Genomic DNA, 19,011 nt, shown 5'->3' with positions numbered 1-19,011 from the left:
GGCACCTCTAGGCAGCGGCCCTGGCTTGGGGGTAGGATCAGCTCCCCCTCCCCATTGGCCTTGCGGCTGCTATCGGCATAGGTGACGACCGGCTTGGTTACCACCTAGGTGGTCCAGCTTTCTCAGCTCAGTTAGAGGGGATCCCCATTGCTGAGTGCTGGTGTGCAGGTCAGCGCCGTCAGTGAACACCCCCAAAGCTTGGCGAGTGGGGGCCAACTGTTGCCGCACCAACAGATGCGACGTGGGCCGGGCTTCGAGAGCGTCAATCCGCGCCTGTATCGTCTCCAGTTGAGCCGCTATCTGTTCCTGTTGCTGCCAGCTCTGCCCTAGGGCTGGGCAAAGCCGCTCTTCGCAGCGGCGGACGGCTGGGTACCTTGCTGGCCAGTATGGCGATGAGAGCTGAGGGCAGCAGAAGAGGCTGTCCAAAGGAGAATCCTTCTCCCGCCCTGCCTTAGCCAAGCTGCCATGACTAGAGACCAGCCCCCTTTTGGGTTCAGGATCGACTTGCCCCCCAGCAAGGCCAAACTTTTGAGCTTGGGTCTTGGGGATGTCTACAGCTGCCTTGTAGAGCAGACCCTGCAACCCCTACCAGGAGTGGCCTAGTCGAGGGTTGGGTAGAGCCTAAAAATGGGAGGCATGCTACTGTCAGAAGGCAATGGCGGCTCCAGGGATAGGATCGGAACTCATTGGCGGCTTCAGGGCCCCGCTGGCTGCTGCCCGGAAGCCAGCTGGAGCTGCAGGGAGTATGTCAACCTAGAAAAACCCTTCTAGTCGCGGGTCAAACCTTGTCGTTGTTTTGAGGTCACCATGCGGATCCCGACTTGCACCTATCGCATCCAGTTTCACGCCGGTTTTGACTTCGAGGCAGCACGGCAAATTGTCCCCTACCTCAAGCTGCTGGGTATCAGCGATCTGTACGCTTCTCCCATCTTTCAAGCTCGCAAAGGCAGCACCCACGGCTACGACGTGGTGGATCCCACGCAGATCAACTGCGAACTGGGGGGAATCGAAAAATTTGAAATTCTATGGGAAACTCTCAACCAGCATGGAATTGACTGGATCCAGGACATTGTTCCCAATCACATGGCCTATGACGGCCAAAATCGAATGTTAATGGATGTGCTGGAAAGCGGTCCCAACTCAGACTTTATCGATTACTTTGATGTTGACTGGGATCACTCCTATCTTGGTATCAAGGGCAGAATTTTAGCACCGTTTCTGGGGGATTTCTACAATAAATGTTTAGAGTCTGGACAGATCCAGCTTCGTTACGATGCCGATGGCCTTAGCATTAACTACTACAACTTGAAGTTCCCTCTCAATATCGACACCTACGCCGATGTTTTTACTTACAACTTGGGCAAGTTGCGACGAAAACTAGGACGCAGTCATCCTGACTACGTTAAGCTACTAGGGATCCTCTTCAGCCTCAAATTTATTCCTAGCAAAGAAGATCTTCTAGAGCGTACCGACCAAATTAATTTTGCTAAACACTCTCTGTGGGAGCTTTATACCTCTAGCCCTCATATCCAAAGCTTTTTTGATGAGAACATTGCTATCTTTAATGGCAAACCAGGAGATCCCTCAAGCTTTGATTTACTGGACAGTCTTTTGGCACGGCAAAACTTCCGCCTTTCCTTCTGGAAAGTAGGTGCTGAAGAGATCAACTATCGTCGCTTCTTTACCATCAACGACTTGATCTCACTGCGAGTAGAAGACCGAGAAGTCTTTCGCAAAACGCACCAGCTCATCTTTAAGCTTGTAGAGCAAGGCCGTTTTACAGGCTTGCGTGTTGACCACATTGATGGTCTCTTTAACCCCGAGGAATACCTCCACCGTCTCCGGGAGCGCTGCCCAGATCTCTACATTGTAGTAGAAAAAATACTAGGGCCTGAAGAGAAGCTGCCCCAGCAGTGGCCAGTGCAGGGTACGACAGGTTATGACTTTCTAGCTAAGCTGAACGGTATCTTTTGCTGCTCTGAGAACGAAGAAGCTTTTGAGACTCTATACCAAAGCTTTACTAATCTACGTCAGTCTCCCGAACAGGTAATCGAGGACAAAAAACGCCTAATCATTGAGCGCAACCTTGCGGGAGACATGGACAACTTGGCCTTTTTGCTTAAGCGGATCACCAGCCATCACCGCTACGCTAACGACTTTACCCTCTACAGTTTGCGCCGAGCCCTGGCAGAGGTTTTGGTGTGTTTCCCAGTCTACCGGGTCTACATCCATGAAGGGATCCTCAGCCCAGAAGGTCAACAGGCTATCCGCCAAGCTGTAGAGAAGGCTAAGGAGAACCTGCCCATCTTGGTCAACGAGCTGAATTTTCTGCAGCGTTTTCTCTGCCTTGAGTTTCCTGAAAATGCTTCAGAAGAAGAGAAAAAAGAGCAAATCTACTTTGCTATGCGTCTACAACAGTTGGCTGGCCCTCTCATGGCTAAAGGGGTAGAGGACACTGCCTTCTATGTTTACAATAGGCTGCTATCCCTAAACGAAGTGGGTGGGGATCTGTGTCGCTTTGGTATTTCTGTCCAAGAGTTCCATCGCTTTAACCAAGAACGAGCAGCCCAGTGGCCCTTCTCAATGAATGCTTCCTCTACCCATGACACCAAACGCGGCGAGGATGTGCGGGCTCGACTGAATGTACTCTCGGAACTACCTGCTGAGTGGGAGAGACATATTAACCTTTGGCACGAGCTAAATGCTGGCTATAAAGCTTACCGCAAGCAAGCGAAGCGTTCGGAGATGCCGGATCGCAACGATGAGTATTTTCTCTACCAGACTCTGATTGGCTCCTATCCCTTTCAGCCGGAGGAAGTTCCCACCTTTATCCAGCGAGTTAAAGACTACGCCATTAAAGCGGTTCGGGAAGCCAAAGTTCACACTGCCTGGCTTCGCCCCGATACCGAATATGAGGAAGCTACCCTTGCTTTCATCGATCAGATCCTGCGGCCCTCAAGCCCCTTCCTGGAGTCTTTCCTGCCCTTTCAGCGCAAAATTGCCCACTTTGGCATCTTTAACTCTCTCTCTCAAACCCTGCTGAAGCTCACTAGCCCCGGGATCCCGGATATCTACCAGGGCACGGAGCTGTGGGATCTCAGTATGGTAGATCCCGACAATCGTCGGCCCGTGGACTTTTCCCGTCGCCTAGCTTACCTCGAAGAAATCCAGCGGCGAATTAAGCAGGATCCTCTGCAACTTATCCAGGATCTTCTGCTCCACCGCCACGACGGCCGCATTAAGCTGTTTCTCATCCACCAGGTGCTAAGGGCCCGTCAGGAACAGCGGCAGCTGTTTCTAGAGGGCAGTTATGTTCCCCTGCAAGTAAGCGGCTCCTATGCCAACCACGTCATCGCTTTTGCCCGTCAGCACGACAAACAAGTCGTCCTGGTGGTGGCGCCCCGCTTCTTAACCTCGTTAATTGACGAGACGCAGGATCCTCTAGGAGAAGCTGTTTGGAAAGATACGGAAATTCAACTGCCGCGCTGGAAGCGGCTGGAGTGGGTAAATGGTCTCACCCAAGAAGGGATCCCAGCTGGCGACACCTTGCCGGTGGGCGCCGTCCTCAAGTCTTTCCCGGTGGCTCTGCTGTGGGGGCAATCTCGCTGAGGAGCCTAGGGAGCCGCTGCCGCAGGGGTTAGGGTCTGGAAGTTGACAATGCGGGCAAACTCTTGGGGATCGAGGCTAGCGCCCCCCACCAGGACACCATCAATCTGCGGCTGGGCCATCAGCTCGTCAATATTGCTGGCTTTAACGGAGCCACCGTAGAGGATGGGCAGGTGGTCGGCACCCAGATGCTGGCGGATAAGGCCAATGACGCGGTTGGCCTCAGCCGCTGCACAGGTTTTCCCCGTGCCAATAGCCCAGATTGGCTCGTAGGCAATCACGAGGTTTTGCAGATCGATCCCTGGCAAGGCGCGATCCAACTGTCCCAAAATCCAGGACTCGGTTAGGCCCTGTTCCCGCTGTGGCAAGCTTTCCCCCACACAGAGGATGGGAGTGAGCCTGTGCCGCTGGGCCGCTGCCAAGCGCCAGTTGACGGTTTCATCGGTTTCGCCAAAGTATTGCCGCCGCTCGCTGTGGCCGACGATCACGTAGCGCACCCCCAGCTCTGCCAGCATGGGGCCGGAGATCTCTCCCGTAAACGCCCCTTGATCCTCCCAGTGCAGGTTCTGGGCTCCCACAGCAATGCCGGATCCCCGCGTTTCTTCTACCACCACAGCCAGGTCTGTGAAGGGCACGCAGAGAATGATCTGCCGCTGCGGCCTCACCCCTGCAGACGAGGCTTGCAGGGCTGGACGAAACTCGCGCAGAAACTGGCGAGCCTCAGCCTGAGTCTTGTGCATTTTCCAGTTGCCGGCAATGAGGATGGGGCGCAAGATGGATCCTCCCTAAGCGACACAACGATGTAGTCAATCGCTGGGATCCCGAGCCTGGGGGATCCCGAGCTTTTTTCGTATGTCACAGTGTATCAGCAAGAGGTTTCAGAAGAGGGCGAGGGACACCGCTCCTCCAAGCTGGCCGCAAGGGCAGCTAGGCAGTCTTGGAGGGGGGATCCCTGCTCTAGGTGCCGGACGGCAACGGCATAGGCTTTGGGGTGAGCTTGCAACAAGGCCCGGCTCTGGCGCAGAAAGCGGTTGATGTAGGCCCTCATTTGAGCCGCAGAGGTCAAGGGCTGGGCTGCTGAGATCCCTGCCAGCAGCTTGGCCAACTGTTGTCTATCCTCCTCATCTCCCACCACTTGGCCATATTGGAGAGACTCCGCGGCAGCCCCTGCCATCCAAAACAGGCCGTAGCGCTCTAGATCTGCCCAGGGGATGCCCCCCTGGGTTTCCCAGGTGCGCATGGGGGCTTGATCCAGCTGCACTCCCCCGTAGCCGGGGATCCCGTGTCGGAAAGCCTGCCAGGGGCCCAGCACGTAGCCGCGCAAGGGGATCCCTAGCAGGTGGGCCACCAAAAGGTGTCCTGCCTCGTGGCAGATGACCCGCCGCCGATAGGCTGGAGAAGCCCAATCCAGGAGCGCGCCCAGTAACCCCGAGAGCCGCCCCCCAAAGGCCACCTGCTCGACAATCACCAAGCCCACCATCCCAGCCAAAGGCAGAGCCAACCGCGGCCCCAGGGCTGCCGACACCACCAAGGCCGCCACGATCCAAGCTGCGCGGGTGATTCCAGCCTCTGACATAAGGTTTCTATGCCTTCACCTCCGGTCCTAGCTCGAGCGCCAGCAGCTCGTCGGCCAACTCCAAAAACGCCTCCCGATCCAGATAGGAGACATCTCCCACCCACTCCCCTAGCTTGACCACGTAGACTTCGCTCAAGGTCGGTCGGCGCCGCAGATCGCGGGAATAGGCCTTCACCAGCGCCAGCACCGATTGCTTTTTAACAATTCGCCGGTAGCGGGGATCGTCCCTGGCCCGCACTCGGTAGAGGACTCCTGTTTCATCGCCAATTTCCATCTCAAACTGGCGCTCGCGCACTTCTTCGATATAGAGTTGCCCATCTTCACCCACCTTTTCCCGCTCTTCCACCACCACCTCGTAGCGGCGGGTGCTCAACACCTGCCCAAAAAACAGTCCTCCGTACGGGATCTCGCGAAAGGCTAGCTGCCGGCGGGAGATGGTGTACAGCGGCCCCCACAGAAAGGGATAGAGCAACGAGAGAAACCCCGCCAGAAAGGAGACCGCCCCCAGGAAGGATCCCTCGCCAAAAGCGCGAGACAGCACCAGCAGTGCTACGCCCACCAAAATGGCTGTAATGATCCGGCCTACGCTGTTGAGGGCATCGCTCCAGTAGGCTAGGTACTGAATCCGGGTGGGCAGCAGGGGAATGACCGACTCGCACTCTTCTGGGGTGAGCTCCAACAACATGCCCTGGGGTCCTCAAAACAACCAGGCCCACCCTTCTCCCTGATGAGGGTGAACTAGACCCCATCTTAGAATGAGGCAGAGATGCCTTGCTGCTCAATTTGCCCTTGCCACTCCCCCTAGGCGCCGTCGACATTCACAATGCCCGGATCCCAGGTTTCTTCGACCATCAGACAGGAGGTGGCCCAGTTGGACGAGGGATCTCGGCGGGACAAGGCGTGGCTGGGAGATGCAGTGCTGAGCCTATTTGCCCGCCAGTGGCTGCTCGGCCCGCCGCCCGACTGGCAGGTGCCTTCCCCTCCCGGCTGCGATCTTAGCCGCGCCGAACTCTTCACCTGGCTCACCTCCAACCAATTTTTGTCGGCTCTCCGGGACCCTACCCAGCTGGAAGCAGAAATCGGCCTCATCTACGAAAGAGAAGGCCTCCAGGCCGCCTTTGCCTACATTCAGGAACAGCTACTGCCCTTGTTCGTGAGACAGGTACACAACCGCGCCAAAACCCTGCGCGGCAAACGGCGCTAGAGTCTTGAACTCCCCTCTCTCACTCCCACAGCCGCCGGATGGGAGAGCGGTGCAAAAGGCGGTGAGTTTCCGCCAACAACTCTGGGATCGGCAGGTGCTCCGGACAGCGGGGCAGACAGTCGCCGCACTCGCTGCAGCGGTCGGCAGGCACTCCTGGAAACCAGTGCCCCGCCTGGCCAAACATGTTGTAGCGGTACTGGGCAAACTCGGTCATCTCATGGGCAAGGGCCAAGTTGCGCAGCCGCAGCACCTCTGGGATGTGGATCCCTTCTGGGCAGGGCAAGCAGGCATAGCACTGGCTACAGCGACTGGATCCCAGGCGTTCTTGCTCTGCTTGGCGCAGCCGCTCCTGCACCTGCAGGCCCTCTGTCCACCAGCGCTCGGGATCCCGCAGGGCTGCCAGGGCTGTCTGCAGCTCGCTGGGATGGGTAACGCCCAGACTAAGGGTATGGATACGGGGATCCGCCAGCAAAAAGCGGTAGGCAAACTCCAAGGGGCTAAAGGGCGCACAGCTCTCCTGCAGGCGCTGGGGCGGGCGGTAGAGCATCCCCCCCTTGTCGGCGGGGGAGATGATGAACACTCCCATATCCTGCTGGGCTGCCGCCTCCAGGGCCGCGGCATTGCGCTGCTGGAAAAAGTGGTAGTGCAAATTCACAAAGTCAAAATGGCCCGTCTGGATGGCCTGCAGGATTAGCTCCAGGGATCCATGGGTGGAAAAGCCGATGTAGCGCACCAGGCCCTCCTGCTGCGCCTGCCTAAGGAGCGGCAAGCCCTTCTGCAGTACCCACTCCAGGTGTTCGGGTAGGTTGATGCCGTGGAAGGCAAACTGGTCCAAATACTCCACCCGCAGCCGCTGCAGGGATCCCTCCAGCCGTTCCCGCAGCCTCTCGCCGGGCGTGAGCTTGGTGGTTAGGATCAAGCGCTGCCGCGGCACCGCCAGACTCTGCAAGATTTCCCCCAAAAGCACCTCGGCCTGGCCGTAGGCCTGTGCCGTTTCCAGGTGGTTGATCCCTGCTTCTAGCGCCGCTGCCACCGTGGCCTGGGCCTGTTCTGGTGGCACGTTGACCAGGCGCATACTGCCCAAAGAAAAAGCCGACATGAGCTGCTGCGTGCGCCCAAAGCGGCGGTAGAGCATTGGGGAGCTCCCCCCGCTTTCCGGCTCCGGCTCAGCTGGGTGATGTGGGCTCAGCATCAACTTCCTCGGCGATGGACACCCCCCAACTTTACCCCAAGGCCTCTCTAAAAAACGCCACCGCCTCTGCCAGCACCTCCAGGAAGCGATCCACCTCGGCCAGGGTGTTGTAGAGGTAAACGCTGGCCCGGGCTGTCGACTGCACCTGCAAGTGGCGGTGTAGCGGCTGGGTGCAGTGGTGGCCAGCCCGGATGGCAATCCCCTGCTCATCCAGCAGCGTGGATAGATCGTGGGGGTGAATGCCCTCCACCGCAAAGCTAACCAGCCCTGCCCGGCGCGCCGGATCCTTGGGACCATAGACTGTAATGCCTGGAAGGCGCTGGATCCCTTCCAGGAGGCGAGCGGTTAGCTTTTGCTCATGGGCATGCACGCGCTCTAGCCCAATCTGGCTTAAGTAGTCGACGGCTGCCCCCAAACCCACCGCTTGGGCAATGGCCGGTGTGCCTGCCTCAAACTTGTGGGGGATATCGGCATAGGTGGCGTGATCCCAGTCCACCTCGGCAATCATCTCGCCCCCACCCAAAAAGGGCGGCATGGCCCGCAGCAGCTCCCGTTTGCCGTAGAGCACCCCAATGCCTGTGGGACCGCACATCTTATGGCCAGAAAAGGCCAGCCAATCGCAATCCAGGGCCTGCACATCCACTGGCATGTGGGGCACACTTTGACAGGCATCCAGAAGCACCTTAGCCCCATAGTGATGGGCTAGCGCAATCACCTCCTGAACAGGGTTAATGGATCCCAGCATGTTGGAGACGTGGGTCACCGCCACCAGACGGGTGCGATTGCCGAGTAAAGAGCGGTAGTGCTCCAGATCCAACTCACCCTCGGCCGTGATGCGGATGAACTTGAGGCAGGCCCCCGTCTTTTGAGCCACGAATTGCCAGGGGATTAGGTTGCTGTGGTGCTCCATCACCGACAGGATGATCTCATCCCCCCGCTCTAAGGTGCTCATGCCCCAACTGTAGGCCACCAAGTTAATGGCTTCGCTGGCGTTGCGGGTGTAGATGATCTCCTGCGGGGAAGGTGCATTGACAAAACGGGCAATCTTCTCCCGCGCCCCCTCGTAGGCCTCCGTGGCTTCGTTGCCCAGGGTATGCACCCCCCGGTGTACGTTGGCGTTGCTGTGGCGGTAGTAGTGATCCATCGCCTGCAAAACCGCCAGCGGCTTCTGAGAAGTGGCCGCGTTGTCAAAGTAGATGAGCGGCTGGCCGTTGATCTGGCGCTGCAGGATTGGAAAATCCAACCGCACCTGGGCAGCTAGGTCGGCAGCGGCATCAAAAGCCTGTTCCAGCTTGGGAGAAGAAAGAGGGGATACCGCCATAGTCTGCGCAGAAGCCTACCTCCCTCAGTATGGCATTGCTCTGGCCAGCCGCCCCGAAAACTCTCCCTTGCTGGCAGAAGAGAGTTGTCACGGACTGTAATTTGATGTTAAGTTTGTTTACATCCAGTTACAAGGCATTACCCATGCAACCCTCTCCTAGGATCCCTTCCCGCCTCGACTCCGCTTCTGTGGCCCAATACTACGACACCACCAACGACTGGATCCCGGGCTGGACAGAGCAGGCGGAGCGTTGGAATGGTCGCCTAGCCATGGTGGGTTTGGTGATTAGCGTTGCTACAGAGGCGCTGGTGGGCCACAGTGTTTTCGCCACCACTCTTGCCCAGTGGCTGGGACTGCAATAGTTCAGTACGCCAGCACCAGGTCGGGCGTCTTGCCTAGGTCTAGGGACTTGCCCAAGCGGTTAACTTTTTGACTTAACGGAACAGGCCGATGAGACTCGACAATCCCTTCCTTCCCTACATTGCCGTTATGGTGAGCGGGCTGGTGGCGGCTGTTGTCCTCGGTTCAATAGCTTTCTTCAACTCCAAGCGCCCTGCGGGCTGGGAGGGTGCTGCTCGTCCGCGATACGTGCCTCAGTACGAGGCTTCGCCCACGTGGGAAATTGGCTGGACTGAGCAAGCTGAGCGGTGGAACGGGCGTTTGGCCATGCTGGGATTTGCCATCAGCATTGCAGTGGAAGCGCTGGTAGGCCACAGCGTGCTGGCTTCTGTCCTAGGGCTGCGCTGAGCTGGCTTCAACAGGCAGGGTGGCCTGAGAAGTCAGGGCTTTCGTTGGCCAAACGGGGGTTGGGGCAGATCCTTGCCAAGGAGTTTGGGACTCTACTCCAGCCCTTTGCTTTTCTGCAACTTGAGGATCTGGGCCACCACCCCCAAGGTTTCTTCGTAAAGATAGTCGGGGCCAGGCCGCTGCAACTCGGCAGCCAGGAGCGTTTCTAGAGAATCGTGCTCCAGGGGGGTTACCTGGCGAACCACGCATCTCTGGGCACCTCCCATGGCCTCCATACGCATGCATCCCGTGGTTTCCGAACAGAGCACGGTGCAGGCGTCAACTTCCTGGTTGCTGGAGGTGAGGCGCAGCCCGATGAGATCCCCCGGCTGGCTCATTTCGGAAGCCAAAGGTACGGCAGCCAATTCTGCCCTCACCTCGCCTCCTGTTTGGGTTTGGAAGCGGATGCGGTCAATCTCATAGTCATGTTCCTGAGTCTGGGCTCGCTCGGTGGGCGTCCACCCTAGCCGGCTGGCTAGCCAGCCCAAGAAAAGGAGAGCCTGGCAGGGATTGCCGGCTTTGTAGTCAATCGTTACCTGATCTATCCAGTACAGCGACTCCCGCCGGTCGGGGGGATCGAAGGCTTGGGCAGTAAGCTCCTGCCAGGGCAGCAGCCGGCGCCAGTTGAGATCCCCGCAGTGGTGGCCCTCGCGGATGAGAAGGTCCATTTCCTGCAGGTCTTCCTCAGGATTGACAAAGCCTCGCGAATCGACAATGACCCGGTTGCTCAGGGCCACCAACTTTTGAAACAGCAAGCTGGTTAAGTCCAGGTTTCCTTGCCACCACAAGAAAGTGGGCAAGTTGGGGATCAGTAGCGAGGCAACAGTACTGCAAGCCCGTACAAGAGCTGCTTCCGGCGCTTTCAGGGTGATGTATTCGCAACACACCAGTGAGCTGCGCTGCTCACGGGTTACCGGGCAATAGGCGGCTACCTGGGCCTCGATGGCGTCCTCTGCGGCTCCCTCCCGTTTGGCCCTTAGGTCGATGACGCGGCAGGGGTTCTGACTGGCAATGGCTTCAACGGTGGGGGAGGGCAGCAACAAGGCGTCGTCTAGCGCTTCGTACACCAGCAGGGTAAAGGTGGCAGCCCGGGCGGCGACGCTCTCTTCCCTAGAGGACCAGATCTTGGTTAGTTCCTGCTCAATCTCCTCAAGGGAGACATCTTTTGGGGCTTGCAGAGGCAGGACAGCAGCAGGCTGATCCATGGTCTCCTCCGGCAGTAGGCTCTTGCTCGATCCTAGACAGATAGGCCGGCTGCTCTGGAGGGGCTTAAGGTGAGGTACAGATTGGCAGGCTCCAGCCCTCGCACCCCATCCAGGCAACAGCAGGCTTAGGCGGGCCGGGGCTGGATGCTCAGCTCCAGCGGTCGACCGGGATCCCCCACCAAAACCAAGCCGCGGCCATTGGCATGCAGATGACGCACAATCCAGTACAGGGTCTCGACGCGCTCCGGGCAGCCCAGTTTTTCCGCCAACTGGGGCAAGGTCAGGGATCCCTTTTGCTCTCGCATCACCTCCAGCACCTGACGCTGGAGCTGCAGGACGGCGTTGGCTGCTTTCTTGCCCGCTTCCACCCCCGGCTGGTGGTAGGCGTTGACCTGGATGAGAGAGGCGTAGAGGCCTACTGCCCGTTCGTAGAGAGCAATCAGGGCTCCCACGGAGCGGGCATCCACCCGCGGCAGGGTTACAGTAATGGAGTCGCGCCCGTTTTCGTAGAGGGCTTGGCGGGTGCCCTGCAGCAGGCCGTCTAGGTAGTCGCCACTGGTTACCTCGGGCTCTACAAAGGGGGAAGGGATCCCGGGCTCGCGATCCTGGAGCACCTCGATGAAGGTCACAAAGAAGTTGTTGAGACCATCCCGCAGCTGCTGCACGTAGGCGTGCTGATCCGTGGTGCCCTTGTTGCCGTAGACGGTTAAGCCCTGCTCCACCAGGTTGCCCTTTAGGTCGTGGGACTTGCCCAGGGATTCCATCACCAACTGCTGCAGGTAGCGGCTAAACAGCGCCAGGCGGTCTTTGTAGGGTAAAACCACCATATCCTTGCGCCCCCGCCCCTCGCCGACGATGTACCAGGCCAGGGCCAAGAGGGCAGCGGGGTTGCGCTCCAGATGGGGTACGCGGGTGGCCTCATCCATGGTGGCGGCCCCGGCCAGCAAAGCCCGGATATCGATCCCCTGCAGCGCCGCCGGCAACAGGCCTACCGCCGCGGTTTCTGACGTGCGCCCCCCCACCCAGTCGAAGATGGGAAAAATTGCCAGCCACCCCTCCTGCCGTGCCTGCTGCTCCAATTGGCTGCCAGGGCCGGTAATGGCCACCGCATGAGCAGGAAAGGGGATCCCCGCCTTCTGGTAGGCCAGCGCCACCTCCACCAAGCCATTGCGCGACTCAGGTGTGCTGCCGGACTTGGAGGCAACAATTACTAGGGTTTGTCCCAGTTTGTCCGCTAGCCGCCCCAGCACGCGATCAAACCCGTCGGGATCCGTGTTGTCGATGAAGTGGATGTTCAAGGGCGGCTGCAGCGGAGCCAGGGCCTCGGCCACAAACTGCGGCCCCAGGGCCGATCCGCCAATGCCAATCCAGAGCAGCTCAGTGAAACATCCTCCCCCACTAGCCGGGATTGTGCCGCGGTGGATCTTTTCTGCAAAGGTCTCCACCTGTTCAATACACTCCTGAATTGCCTGCCGGATCTCCGGCGTGGGGGCCAGCTGCGGCGCCCGCAGCCAGTAGTGGCCCACCTGGCGGCCTTCGTCGGGGTTAGCGATGGCCCCGGCTTCTAGAGCCTGCATCTGGGCAAAGGCCTGGGCAAAGAGAGGCCGCAGCGCCTCCACTTGGGCAGGGGTAAAGCGGATGCGGCTGATATCCACAAAAATTTCCAGCTCGGGGTGGTAGTAAAGCCAATCGCAGTAGCGCTGCCAGAGTTGGAGGCTGTCCATGGGATCCCTGCTGCCAAAGCCGTAACCAGCTTACCAAAGCCGCCCCGCTGGGAGGTGCCGCCGGCGAGATAGATCCCTGGGCCAAGAAGCCGATAGAATTCGAGGCACGGGTTGTTGCAATGCTGGCCTAAACGGTGCAGGCCCAGGCCTCCTCCCATGCCCCTCGAGTGTGATCGGCAGTGGATGGAACGCTGCCTCTTTTTGGCTCGCTCCACACCACAGCGCCCCTCCCCTAACCCGCGGGTAGCCTGCGTTATTGTCCGGGGGGATCAGGTGGTGGGGGAAGGCGTTCATCCGGGAGCCGGCCAGCCCCATGCCGAGGTGTTGGCCTTGCAGCAGGCGGGATCCCTGGCCAAGGGCGCTACCCTCTACGTCAACTTAGAGCCCTGCAACCACTACGGGCGCACTCCTCCCTGTACTGAGGCCATCCTGGCTGCCGGGATCCGGCGGGTGGTGGTGGGGATGCAGGATCCCAACCCGCTGGTGGCCGGCAAAGGGATCCGCCGCCTGCAGGAGGCCGGGGTCGAGGTAACCGTGGGAGTGCTGGAGCGGGAGTGCCAAGAGCTCAACGAGGGCTTTGCCTTTGCCATTGTGCGGAAGCAGTGCTTTGGCCTGCTCAAATACGCCATGACCCTAGACGGCAAGAGCGCTGCCGTCACCGGCCACAGCCAGTGGATTAGCAACCCCCTGGCGCGAGAGTGGGTTCACCGCCAGCGGGCCTGGCACGACGCGGTCATCGTGGGATCCAAAACCGTCTGGCACGACAACCCCCGCCTGACCTGCCGCCTGCCGGATTTTCAAGGATCCCAGCCCCTGCGGGTGGTTCTCAGCCGCTCCCTAAACCTACCCTCCGTGGCCCACCTCTGGCAGGTGGAGGAGGCGCCAACTTTGGTGATGACAGAAGCCACCGAGACCCATCCCCTCTGGCGATCCCTGGCTCAGCAAGGGGTGGAGCTGCTGCACCTGGATCAAGTAACCCCGGCTCGAGTAGCGCAGGTTCTCTTTGAGCGAGGCTGTCTGAGCGCCCTCTGGGAATGCGGCGGCACCCTAGCCTGGGCTGCCCTCAAGGATGGGGCCATCCAGAAGGTGGCCGCCTTCATTGCTCCCAAGCTCCTGGGGGGGGCCAACGCCCCAACCCCGGTAGCAGGCGAAGGGATCCCTGACGTCAACCAGAGCTGGCAACTGCTGGAGCCGCAACTGCAGACCTTGGGAGACAACTGGCTCATTAGCGGAAAGCTTGCCCCCTCCCCCCCTACCCGCTGAGACAGTTGTTTTAGCGACTCCGGGGAATTCGGCTTACTGGCCTAGCTCGGAGATAGAGAAGACTGGCCCGATATTGCACCAGCAAATTGCGCAGGTAGAGGAGCAGGTTGCGCTGGTAGAGCAAACGGGTGTTGCGGTAAATAAGCTTGCTGCGGCAACTAAGCGCTTGGCTGCGCCGCTTCAGGGAGGCCTGAAGAGAACGCTGGAGAGCTAGGGAGCTACGCCTTTGCCGTGCCATATCCAAACCCTTGAGGCTGGATCCAGTGTAAGGGAGCCCTAGTCGGGCAGTCGCCAAGGGACTAGCTAGCCCAAGCAGCAGCCCAACCGCCTGTTGTCCGACCTTCTCTCCCAGAAGAGGCAAAGCAACTTCAGCGCCTCTTTGCCAATGACAGGTCAGCAGCAGTGTTGTTACACTAAATTGCAGCGCAGATTACGATATGTTGATTATCCTTGCCATTGTTATCCTGCTGGGATTTTGGGCGCTGCGTCTGATGGAGCAAGCTTTCCAGCGCCAGGAGTTCTCGCGCATGCTGGCGGGAACCTTGGTAGCCATGGCTGCTGGCGGCGTCTTGACCTGTTACTTCCTGATGAGCGATATCCTACGCCTGTTGTTTCCTCTGCAAGCCCACTCTTCTTCCTCCTATGTTCAAGATCTCCTCTCGGATCTCAGCTGGCTCGAATAGGCCAGTTGGGCTAACAACCAGGCTTTAATACGCTGGATCATGAGATAGTTGGGGGCAAGCAAGTTTTGGTAGAGCAACTGTGTGAAAGCGTCGATAGGGCTGAACTCTTGCCCAACTGGGAAAGGATAGCTAAAGCCCAGTGGAGTTAGGTGATCCCCCTCGAGACACTGCCATTCGGTCTGCTCTCCGTACTTGCGAGAAAGCTGTTGGTAGAGCAGCGGAATATCATCGATATCATCCCGCTGAAACTCAACAAGCAGGTTGTTCCTAACTGGGTATTCCTCTTCAACGAGGCGATTGGTCTCTGCTGGAGAAGGCTCAAACTCTAGCCACAAATTCACGGGTGGCGACGAGGATCCCATCCACATCCGCCACAGATCGCTGAGTTGTTGTTGGGGCCACGCCTGGGCCAAGGCCTGCAACACTGGCAGTGCCCGCGCTAGCCCGGCATTGCTGTAGGCCAAAAAAATATTGCCGCGCCGCTGGGATCCCAAAGAAGGAAGGGCTAGGCAGGAAAGGATCTGCAGCTTACCGCCAAGGCTGTGGCCCAAGCCAAAGAGGGGCAACCCCATCAAACCTTTGCTCTGCAGGCTTCTATGGAAAGATTGGGCTGCCTTGAAAGCAATTTGGGCGTGATCAATGTCGGTGGGGTAGGCGGTAGCCACAACGGCCATGCCCATGCGGGCCAATTCTTCCAGCAGACGGCTGTAGAAAAATTGCGGGGCGGATCCCACAAACGCTCCGCCCAGAAAGTGGATCACGGCACGGGGTTGGGGAGGCAGAAGCAACCAAGTCTCTCCGTCTGTTTGCCAAGTCAGTGTCACGGCGCTGCACCCCTGCCCGCAATGTTGAATAGGCCCCACAAGCTGTTACTAGCGGGATCCCACTCTATCCTACCGAGTCGACGGGTTTGGATCCCTAGCCAAGTCAGGGGGTAGCCCCCTCCTCCCCAAGGGGATAGGCTTCTTGGGCAATCCAGAGGGCCCCCAGCAAGAGGGAGGTTTTTAGAACAGCAGCGTGCAGAAGCTGGTCAACAGCAACAGCAAGGCTGTCAGGAGCAGGCTAAAGCTCCACAACCACAAAGCGGCAACCAGCAGGATCCCGATAACCCAGATAAGCAAGGCATTCCAGTAGGGTCGGTTGGAACCTTGGGAGACGTTAATCTTCTGAAAGAAAGGCAGCAGGATAAACGCCACATCCACCATTAGACGCGGCAGCCGCAGATCCTGAGGCAGCGGCTGATTGCGCACCGCCAAATACAGCAGTCCCCAGCTTACTACTAGCGGGATGGCCAACAGATAGCTCGACTCAGCCAGCAGCGGTCGATCCACCAGTAGGGGAAACAGAGGGCTAATCCCCCAGCCTAGGTAGAGGTAAAAGTCGAACTTCAAAAGGGGCTGCAGCAGAGGGGGCAGGTTAAGGCGCTGCAGCTGTTGCTGAAGCCTACTCCCCTGAGCTCTCGCTGCCCTCTTTTGAGGGATCGGCTTTGCCCCAGCTCGCCAACCGCAGTGGTCACAGTAGGGAGACTTGTACCGATAGGCCGGGATTGGCTTACCGCAGGAAGGGCAGCGCTGGAGAGGACGCGGTTGAGAACTGGAGGCCATAACCACCCGTGATGCTCCTGCTCTAGCATGCCTCAAGTGCGTTCAGTTGATTCCCAGGGCAAAAGATAACGTGATACAGGCTGCCCCCAGGGCTGCCCCGGCAAGAACCTGGAGGGGCGTATGGCCCAGCAACTCTCGCAGGTAGGGTTCCTGGAAGCGATCGGCGCCCTTTTCTTCCAGCCATTCTTCCAGAAGGCGGTTCAACACCCGCGCCTGCTTGCCAGCGGCCTGGCGGATCCCAGCAGCATCGTACATCACCACCAAAGCAAAGACCACTGTTGCCGCAAACAGGAGGCTATCCCAACCTTCCTCCAGCCCCACTCCCACGGCCAAAGCGGTCACCAGCGCCGCATGGGAGCTGGGCATCCCCCCCGTCTCCACCAAGACCCGCAGGTTGAGCTTGCCCGAGCGCACATAAGCTAGGACTAGCTTGATGGCCTGGGCTAACACACTGGCCAGCAGAGCAACCCAGAGAACGTGATTAGCCATCAACTGTTGCAGCATAGGGCTCTCCGGCGCAGGAACAGGAGCAAGGTCTCCACGGGGGGCAGGAGGGATCCCTCTAATGCTGGCGGCGAGTGATGAAATCGGCCAGGGCCAACAGCGGTTCAGCTTGGGATCCGTAGGGACGCAGCGCCTCCTTAGCCGATTGGATCAGCTCCTCGGCCTTCTGCCGGGAAGCTTCTAGGCCCAACAAGCTGGGATAGGTAGCTTTGGCGGCAGCTTGATCCTTACCTGCCGTTTTGCCCAATTGCTCGCTGGTGGCGGTAATATCCAAAATGTCGTCCACGATCTGGAAAGCCAGGCCGATATCCTGGGCGTAGTGGCCGAGGCGGGCCAGCAGCTCCTCATCGGCCCCTGCTAGGATCCCTCCCGAGACCACCGCCGCTTCCAGGAGAGCGCCAGTTTTGTGGCGGTGGATGTATTCCAAGGTCTCCAGGGAAATGACCTTGCCCTCCGACTCCAGATCCACCACCTGGCCTCCCACCAAGCCAGTTGCCGCAGCCGCATGGCCAATGCGGGCAATTACCTCCAGCACCCGCTGCGGCGGCACCCCTCGCGTTTGGCTAGCAATATGCTCAAAGGCATAGGCCAGCAGGGCATCGCCCGCCAAAATGGCAATATCCTCGCCAAACACCTTGTGATTGGTGGGTTTGCCGCGGCGAAAATCGTCGTTGTCCATTGCCGGCAGGTCGTCGTGGATCAACGACATGGTGTGGATCATCTCCAGGGCGCAGGCAGTGGGCATAGCCTGCTCCACAGAGCCACCGGCCAACTCACAGGCTGCCAGGCAGAGGATGGGCCTAAGGCGCTTCCCTCCTGCCAAGAGGCTGTAGCGCATTGCCTCATAGATGCGTTCGGGGTATGCCGGCCTAACTGCAGCTGAAAGCGCCTCCTCCACCTGTTGCTGCCGCTGGCTTAGATAGGTTTCTAGGTCGAAGGTTTGGGCAACCAAGGGAGATTTCCTCTTAACTCAGCAACAGCGGGATCCCTGGCGGGCAGCTGACATTATCGCATGTTGCTCGAACTCGGGATCCACGCTCTAGCCCCTCCAAGCTGCAAAAGCTTACTGGGGCTTATGGCGAGGATGGCAAATTGCAGCTAGGGAGGAAAGTGCCGGGATCTCTGGAGGATGAGCTTGCGCTGTTTGTCATCTCGATGTCAGGATTCACTAAGGATCTTCACCTGCTTGGTCTTTCATGTCCCACTCACCTGCCTACCTTAGCGCTTCTCCTGCTACCAATGGCGATGGCAATCGCCTACTGCGGGCAGCCCGCGGGGAAGAGGTGGATCGCCCGCCAGTTTGGATGATGCGCCAGGCGGGCCGCTACATGGCAGCCTACCGCGAGCTGCAGAGCAAGTACACCTTCAAGCAGCGCTGTGAGATCCCGGAGCTGGCCATCGAGATCTCCTTGCAACCCTTTCGCGCCTTTGCCCCCGACGGCGTGATCCTGTTTAGCGACATCCTCACTCCCCTCGAGGGCATGGGCATTGCCTTTGAGCTGGTGGAGAACCAGGGGCCGATTATCGACCCGCCAATTCGCTCCCAGGCCCAAATTGAGCAAATCCGACCCCTAGAGCCAGAAGAAAGCTTGCCCTTTATCAAAACTATCCTCACTACCTTGCGCCGTGAGGTGGAAGGGAAGGCAACCCTGCTGGGCTTTGTTGGCTTACCTTGGACCTTGGCCTGCTACGCTGTCGAGGGGCGCAGCTCCAAAGACTATGCCTACATTAAGAGCTTGGCTTTCACCCAGCCTCAGCTCCTGCACCAGCTGCTGAGCAAGCTGGCCAATAGCATTGCCCGCTACGTGATCTACCAAATTGAGAGTGGCGCCCAGGCGGTGCAGTTGTTTGATACCTGGGCCGGGCAGCTCAGCCCCAGCGACTACGAGACCTGGGCTTTGCCCTACCAAAAGCAAGTGGTGGAGCAGGTCAAGGCTCGGTATCCCCACGTGCCGCTGATCCTCTACATCAACGGCAGCGCTGGTTTGCTAGAGCGGGTGGGTAAAGCTGGTATCGATGTGTTTAGCCTCGATTGGATGAGCGACATGGCAGAAGCCAGGGCTCGCCTAGGATCCCTGGCTGTCCAGGGCAACCTCGATCCGATGGTGTTGCTGGGATCGCCGGAGTTGATCCGCCAACGCACCCTGGAGGTGATTCAGAAGGCGGGACCCCGGGGGCACATCATGAACCTGGGACACGGGGTTCACCCAGCCACCCCTGAAGCTAATGTCCACTACTTCTTCGAAACAGTACGCCAGTCCCCCGAACTCCTGAGGGCTGCTTCGCAAGCCCTGTGAACCACCCCCCAGCTGCAGCTTGCTTCCGCAAAGCAGTAGCTGGGGC

The 19,011-nt window shown here is 58.9% G+C and carries 20 protein-coding genes; 7 read left to right on the top strand and 13 right to left on the bottom strand.

Annotation, left to right across the window (positions count from 1 at the left end; genetic code table 11):
* Positions 1-69 precede the first annotated feature (69 nt).
* Positions 70-426 (bottom strand): hypothetical protein, encoded by a 357-nt coding sequence (locus tag NW830_RS00520; RefSeq protein ID WP_414359902.1) that lies wholly within the window; start codon positions 424-426, stop codon positions 70-72.
* Between the two features lie 381 nt (positions 427-807).
* Here NW830_RS00520 and treY point away from each other — a divergent pair, with 381 nt between their 5' ends.
* Positions 808-3,609: a malto-oligosyltrehalose synthase gene (treY, locus tag NW830_RS00515; protein ID WP_414359904.1), complete on the top strand. Its 2,802-nt coding sequence runs from the start codon at positions 808-810 to the stop codon at positions 3,607-3,609.
* 5 nt (positions 3,610-3,614) lie between these two features.
* On the opposite strand, the gene tpiA is transcribed toward treY, so the two are convergent.
* The 3 genes from tpiA to NW830_RS00500 all read right to left on the bottom strand — a co-directional run bounded on the left by tpiA (position 3,615) and on the right by NW830_RS00500 (position 5,867).
* A complete protein-coding gene (gene tpiA / locus NW830_RS00510) occupies positions 3,615-4,379 on the bottom strand; it encodes a triose-phosphate isomerase (RefSeq protein ID WP_414359907.1) in 765 nt (254 codons plus the stop codon).
* 92 nt (positions 4,380-4,471) lie between these two features.
* On the bottom strand, positions 4,472-5,182 hold the full coding sequence (locus tag NW830_RS00505; RefSeq protein ID WP_414359908.1) for a hypothetical protein: 711 nt from the start codon (positions 5,180-5,182) through the stop codon (positions 4,472-4,474).
* Positions 5,183-5,189: 7 nt separating this feature from the next.
* Entirely contained in the window at positions 5,190-5,867 is a 678-nt protein-coding gene (locus NW830_RS00500) for a hypothetical protein (protein ID WP_414359911.1), read from the bottom strand.
* A gap of 138 nt (positions 5,868-6,005) precedes the next feature.
* Here NW830_RS00500 and NW830_RS00495 point away from each other — a divergent pair, with 138 nt between their 5' ends.
* Positions 6,006-6,386, top strand: a complete 381-nt coding sequence (locus NW830_RS00495; RefSeq protein WP_414359912.1) for a hypothetical protein — start codon at positions 6,006-6,008, stop codon at positions 6,384-6,386.
* A gap of 19 nt (positions 6,387-6,405) precedes the next feature.
* On the opposite strand, the gene NW830_RS00490 is transcribed toward NW830_RS00495, so the two are convergent.
* Positions 6,406-7,521 (bottom strand): aldo/keto reductase, encoded by a 1,116-nt coding sequence (locus NW830_RS00490; RefSeq protein ID WP_414360087.1) that lies wholly within the window; start codon positions 7,519-7,521, stop codon positions 6,406-6,408.
* Positions 7,522-7,609: 88 nt separating this feature from the next.
* Positions 7,610-8,899: a cysteine desulfurase gene (locus tag NW830_RS00485; RefSeq protein ID WP_414359914.1), complete on the bottom strand. Its 1,290-nt coding sequence runs from the start codon at positions 8,897-8,899 to the stop codon at positions 7,610-7,612.
* 143 nt (positions 8,900-9,042) lie between these two features.
* Between NW830_RS00485 and NW830_RS00480 the strand changes: the two genes are divergently transcribed.
* A complete protein-coding gene (locus tag NW830_RS00480) occupies positions 9,043-9,261 on the top strand; it encodes a hypothetical protein (RefSeq protein WP_414359916.1) in 219 nt (72 codons plus the stop codon).
* Positions 9,262-9,349: 88 nt separating this feature from the next.
* Positions 9,350-9,646: a photosystem II assembly protein Psb35 gene (psb35, locus tag NW830_RS00475; protein WP_414359919.1), complete on the top strand. Its 297-nt coding sequence runs from the start codon at positions 9,350-9,352 to the stop codon at positions 9,644-9,646.
* A 92-nt stretch (positions 9,647-9,738) separates the two neighbouring features.
* Here the strand turns inward: psb35 and NW830_RS00470 are convergent, their stop codons facing one another.
* On the bottom strand, positions 9,739-10,890 hold the full coding sequence (locus NW830_RS00470) for a glucose-6-phosphate dehydrogenase assembly protein OpcA (RefSeq protein ID WP_414359922.1): 1,152 nt from the start codon (positions 10,888-10,890) through the stop codon (positions 9,739-9,741).
* Between the two features lie 125 nt (positions 10,891-11,015).
* Entirely contained in the window at positions 11,016-12,614 is a 1,599-nt protein-coding gene (locus NW830_RS00465; RefSeq protein ID WP_414359924.1) for a glucose-6-phosphate isomerase, read from the bottom strand.
* A gap of 156 nt (positions 12,615-12,770) precedes the next feature.
* Here NW830_RS00465 and ribD point away from each other — a divergent pair, with 156 nt between their 5' ends.
* Complete coding sequence (gene ribD, locus NW830_RS00460) at positions 12,771-13,877, top strand: bifunctional diaminohydroxyphosphoribosylaminopyrimidine deaminase/5-amino-6-(5-phosphoribosylamino)uracil reductase RibD (protein WP_414359927.1); 1,107 nt, start codon at positions 12,771-12,773, stop codon at positions 13,875-13,877.
* 10 nt (positions 13,878-13,887) lie between these two features.
* Here the strand turns inward: ribD and NW830_RS00455 are convergent, their stop codons facing one another.
* Positions 13,888-14,115 (bottom strand): hypothetical protein, encoded by a 228-nt coding sequence (locus NW830_RS00455; protein ID WP_414359929.1) that lies wholly within the window; start codon positions 14,113-14,115, stop codon positions 13,888-13,890.
* A gap of 199 nt (positions 14,116-14,314) precedes the next feature.
* Between NW830_RS00455 and NW830_RS00450 the strand changes: the two genes are divergently transcribed.
* A complete protein-coding gene (locus tag NW830_RS00450) occupies positions 14,315-14,560 on the top strand; it encodes a hypothetical protein (RefSeq protein WP_414359932.1) in 246 nt (81 codons plus the stop codon).
* On the opposite strand, the gene NW830_RS00445 is transcribed toward NW830_RS00450, so the two are convergent.
* From NW830_RS00445 to crtE, 4 genes are all read right to left on the bottom strand, one after another.
* Entirely contained in the window at positions 14,524-15,384 is an 861-nt protein-coding gene (locus NW830_RS00445) for a DUF1350 family protein (protein ID WP_414404513.1), read from the bottom strand. The genes NW830_RS00450 and NW830_RS00445 overlap by 37 nt on opposite strands.
* Before the next feature lie 180 nt (positions 15,385-15,564).
* Positions 15,565-15,951 (bottom strand): hypothetical protein, encoded by a 387-nt coding sequence (locus NW830_RS00440; protein ID WP_414359938.1) that lies wholly within the window; start codon positions 15,949-15,951, stop codon positions 15,565-15,567.
* A gap of 255 nt (positions 15,952-16,206) precedes the next feature.
* Complete coding sequence (locus tag NW830_RS00435; protein WP_414359940.1) at positions 16,207-16,668, bottom strand: divergent PAP2 family protein; 462 nt, start codon at positions 16,666-16,668, stop codon at positions 16,207-16,209.
* A 58-nt stretch (positions 16,669-16,726) separates the two neighbouring features.
* Positions 16,727-17,620, bottom strand: coding sequence for a geranylgeranyl diphosphate synthase CrtE (crtE, locus tag NW830_RS00430; RefSeq protein ID WP_414359943.1), 894 nt, complete (start codon positions 17,618-17,620; stop codon positions 16,727-16,729).
* 244 nt (positions 17,621-17,864) lie between these two features.
* On the opposite strand from crtE, the gene hemE reads away from it, so the two are divergent.
* Complete coding sequence (gene hemE, locus NW830_RS00425) at positions 17,865-18,965, top strand: uroporphyrinogen decarboxylase (protein ID WP_414359946.1); 1,101 nt, start codon at positions 17,865-17,867, stop codon at positions 18,963-18,965.
* The last annotated feature ends 46 nt before the right edge of the window (positions 18,966-19,011 follow it).

Origin of the sequence: Synechococcus sp. OH30, from assembly GCF_047462175.1 — a bacterium.
In the GTDB taxonomy this organism is placed as follows: Bacteria; Cyanobacteriota; Cyanobacteriia; order Thermostichales; family Thermostichaceae; genus Thermostichus.
Note: the sequence above shows the minus strand (reverse complement) of the source record. Positions and strands in the feature narration are given on the sequence as shown.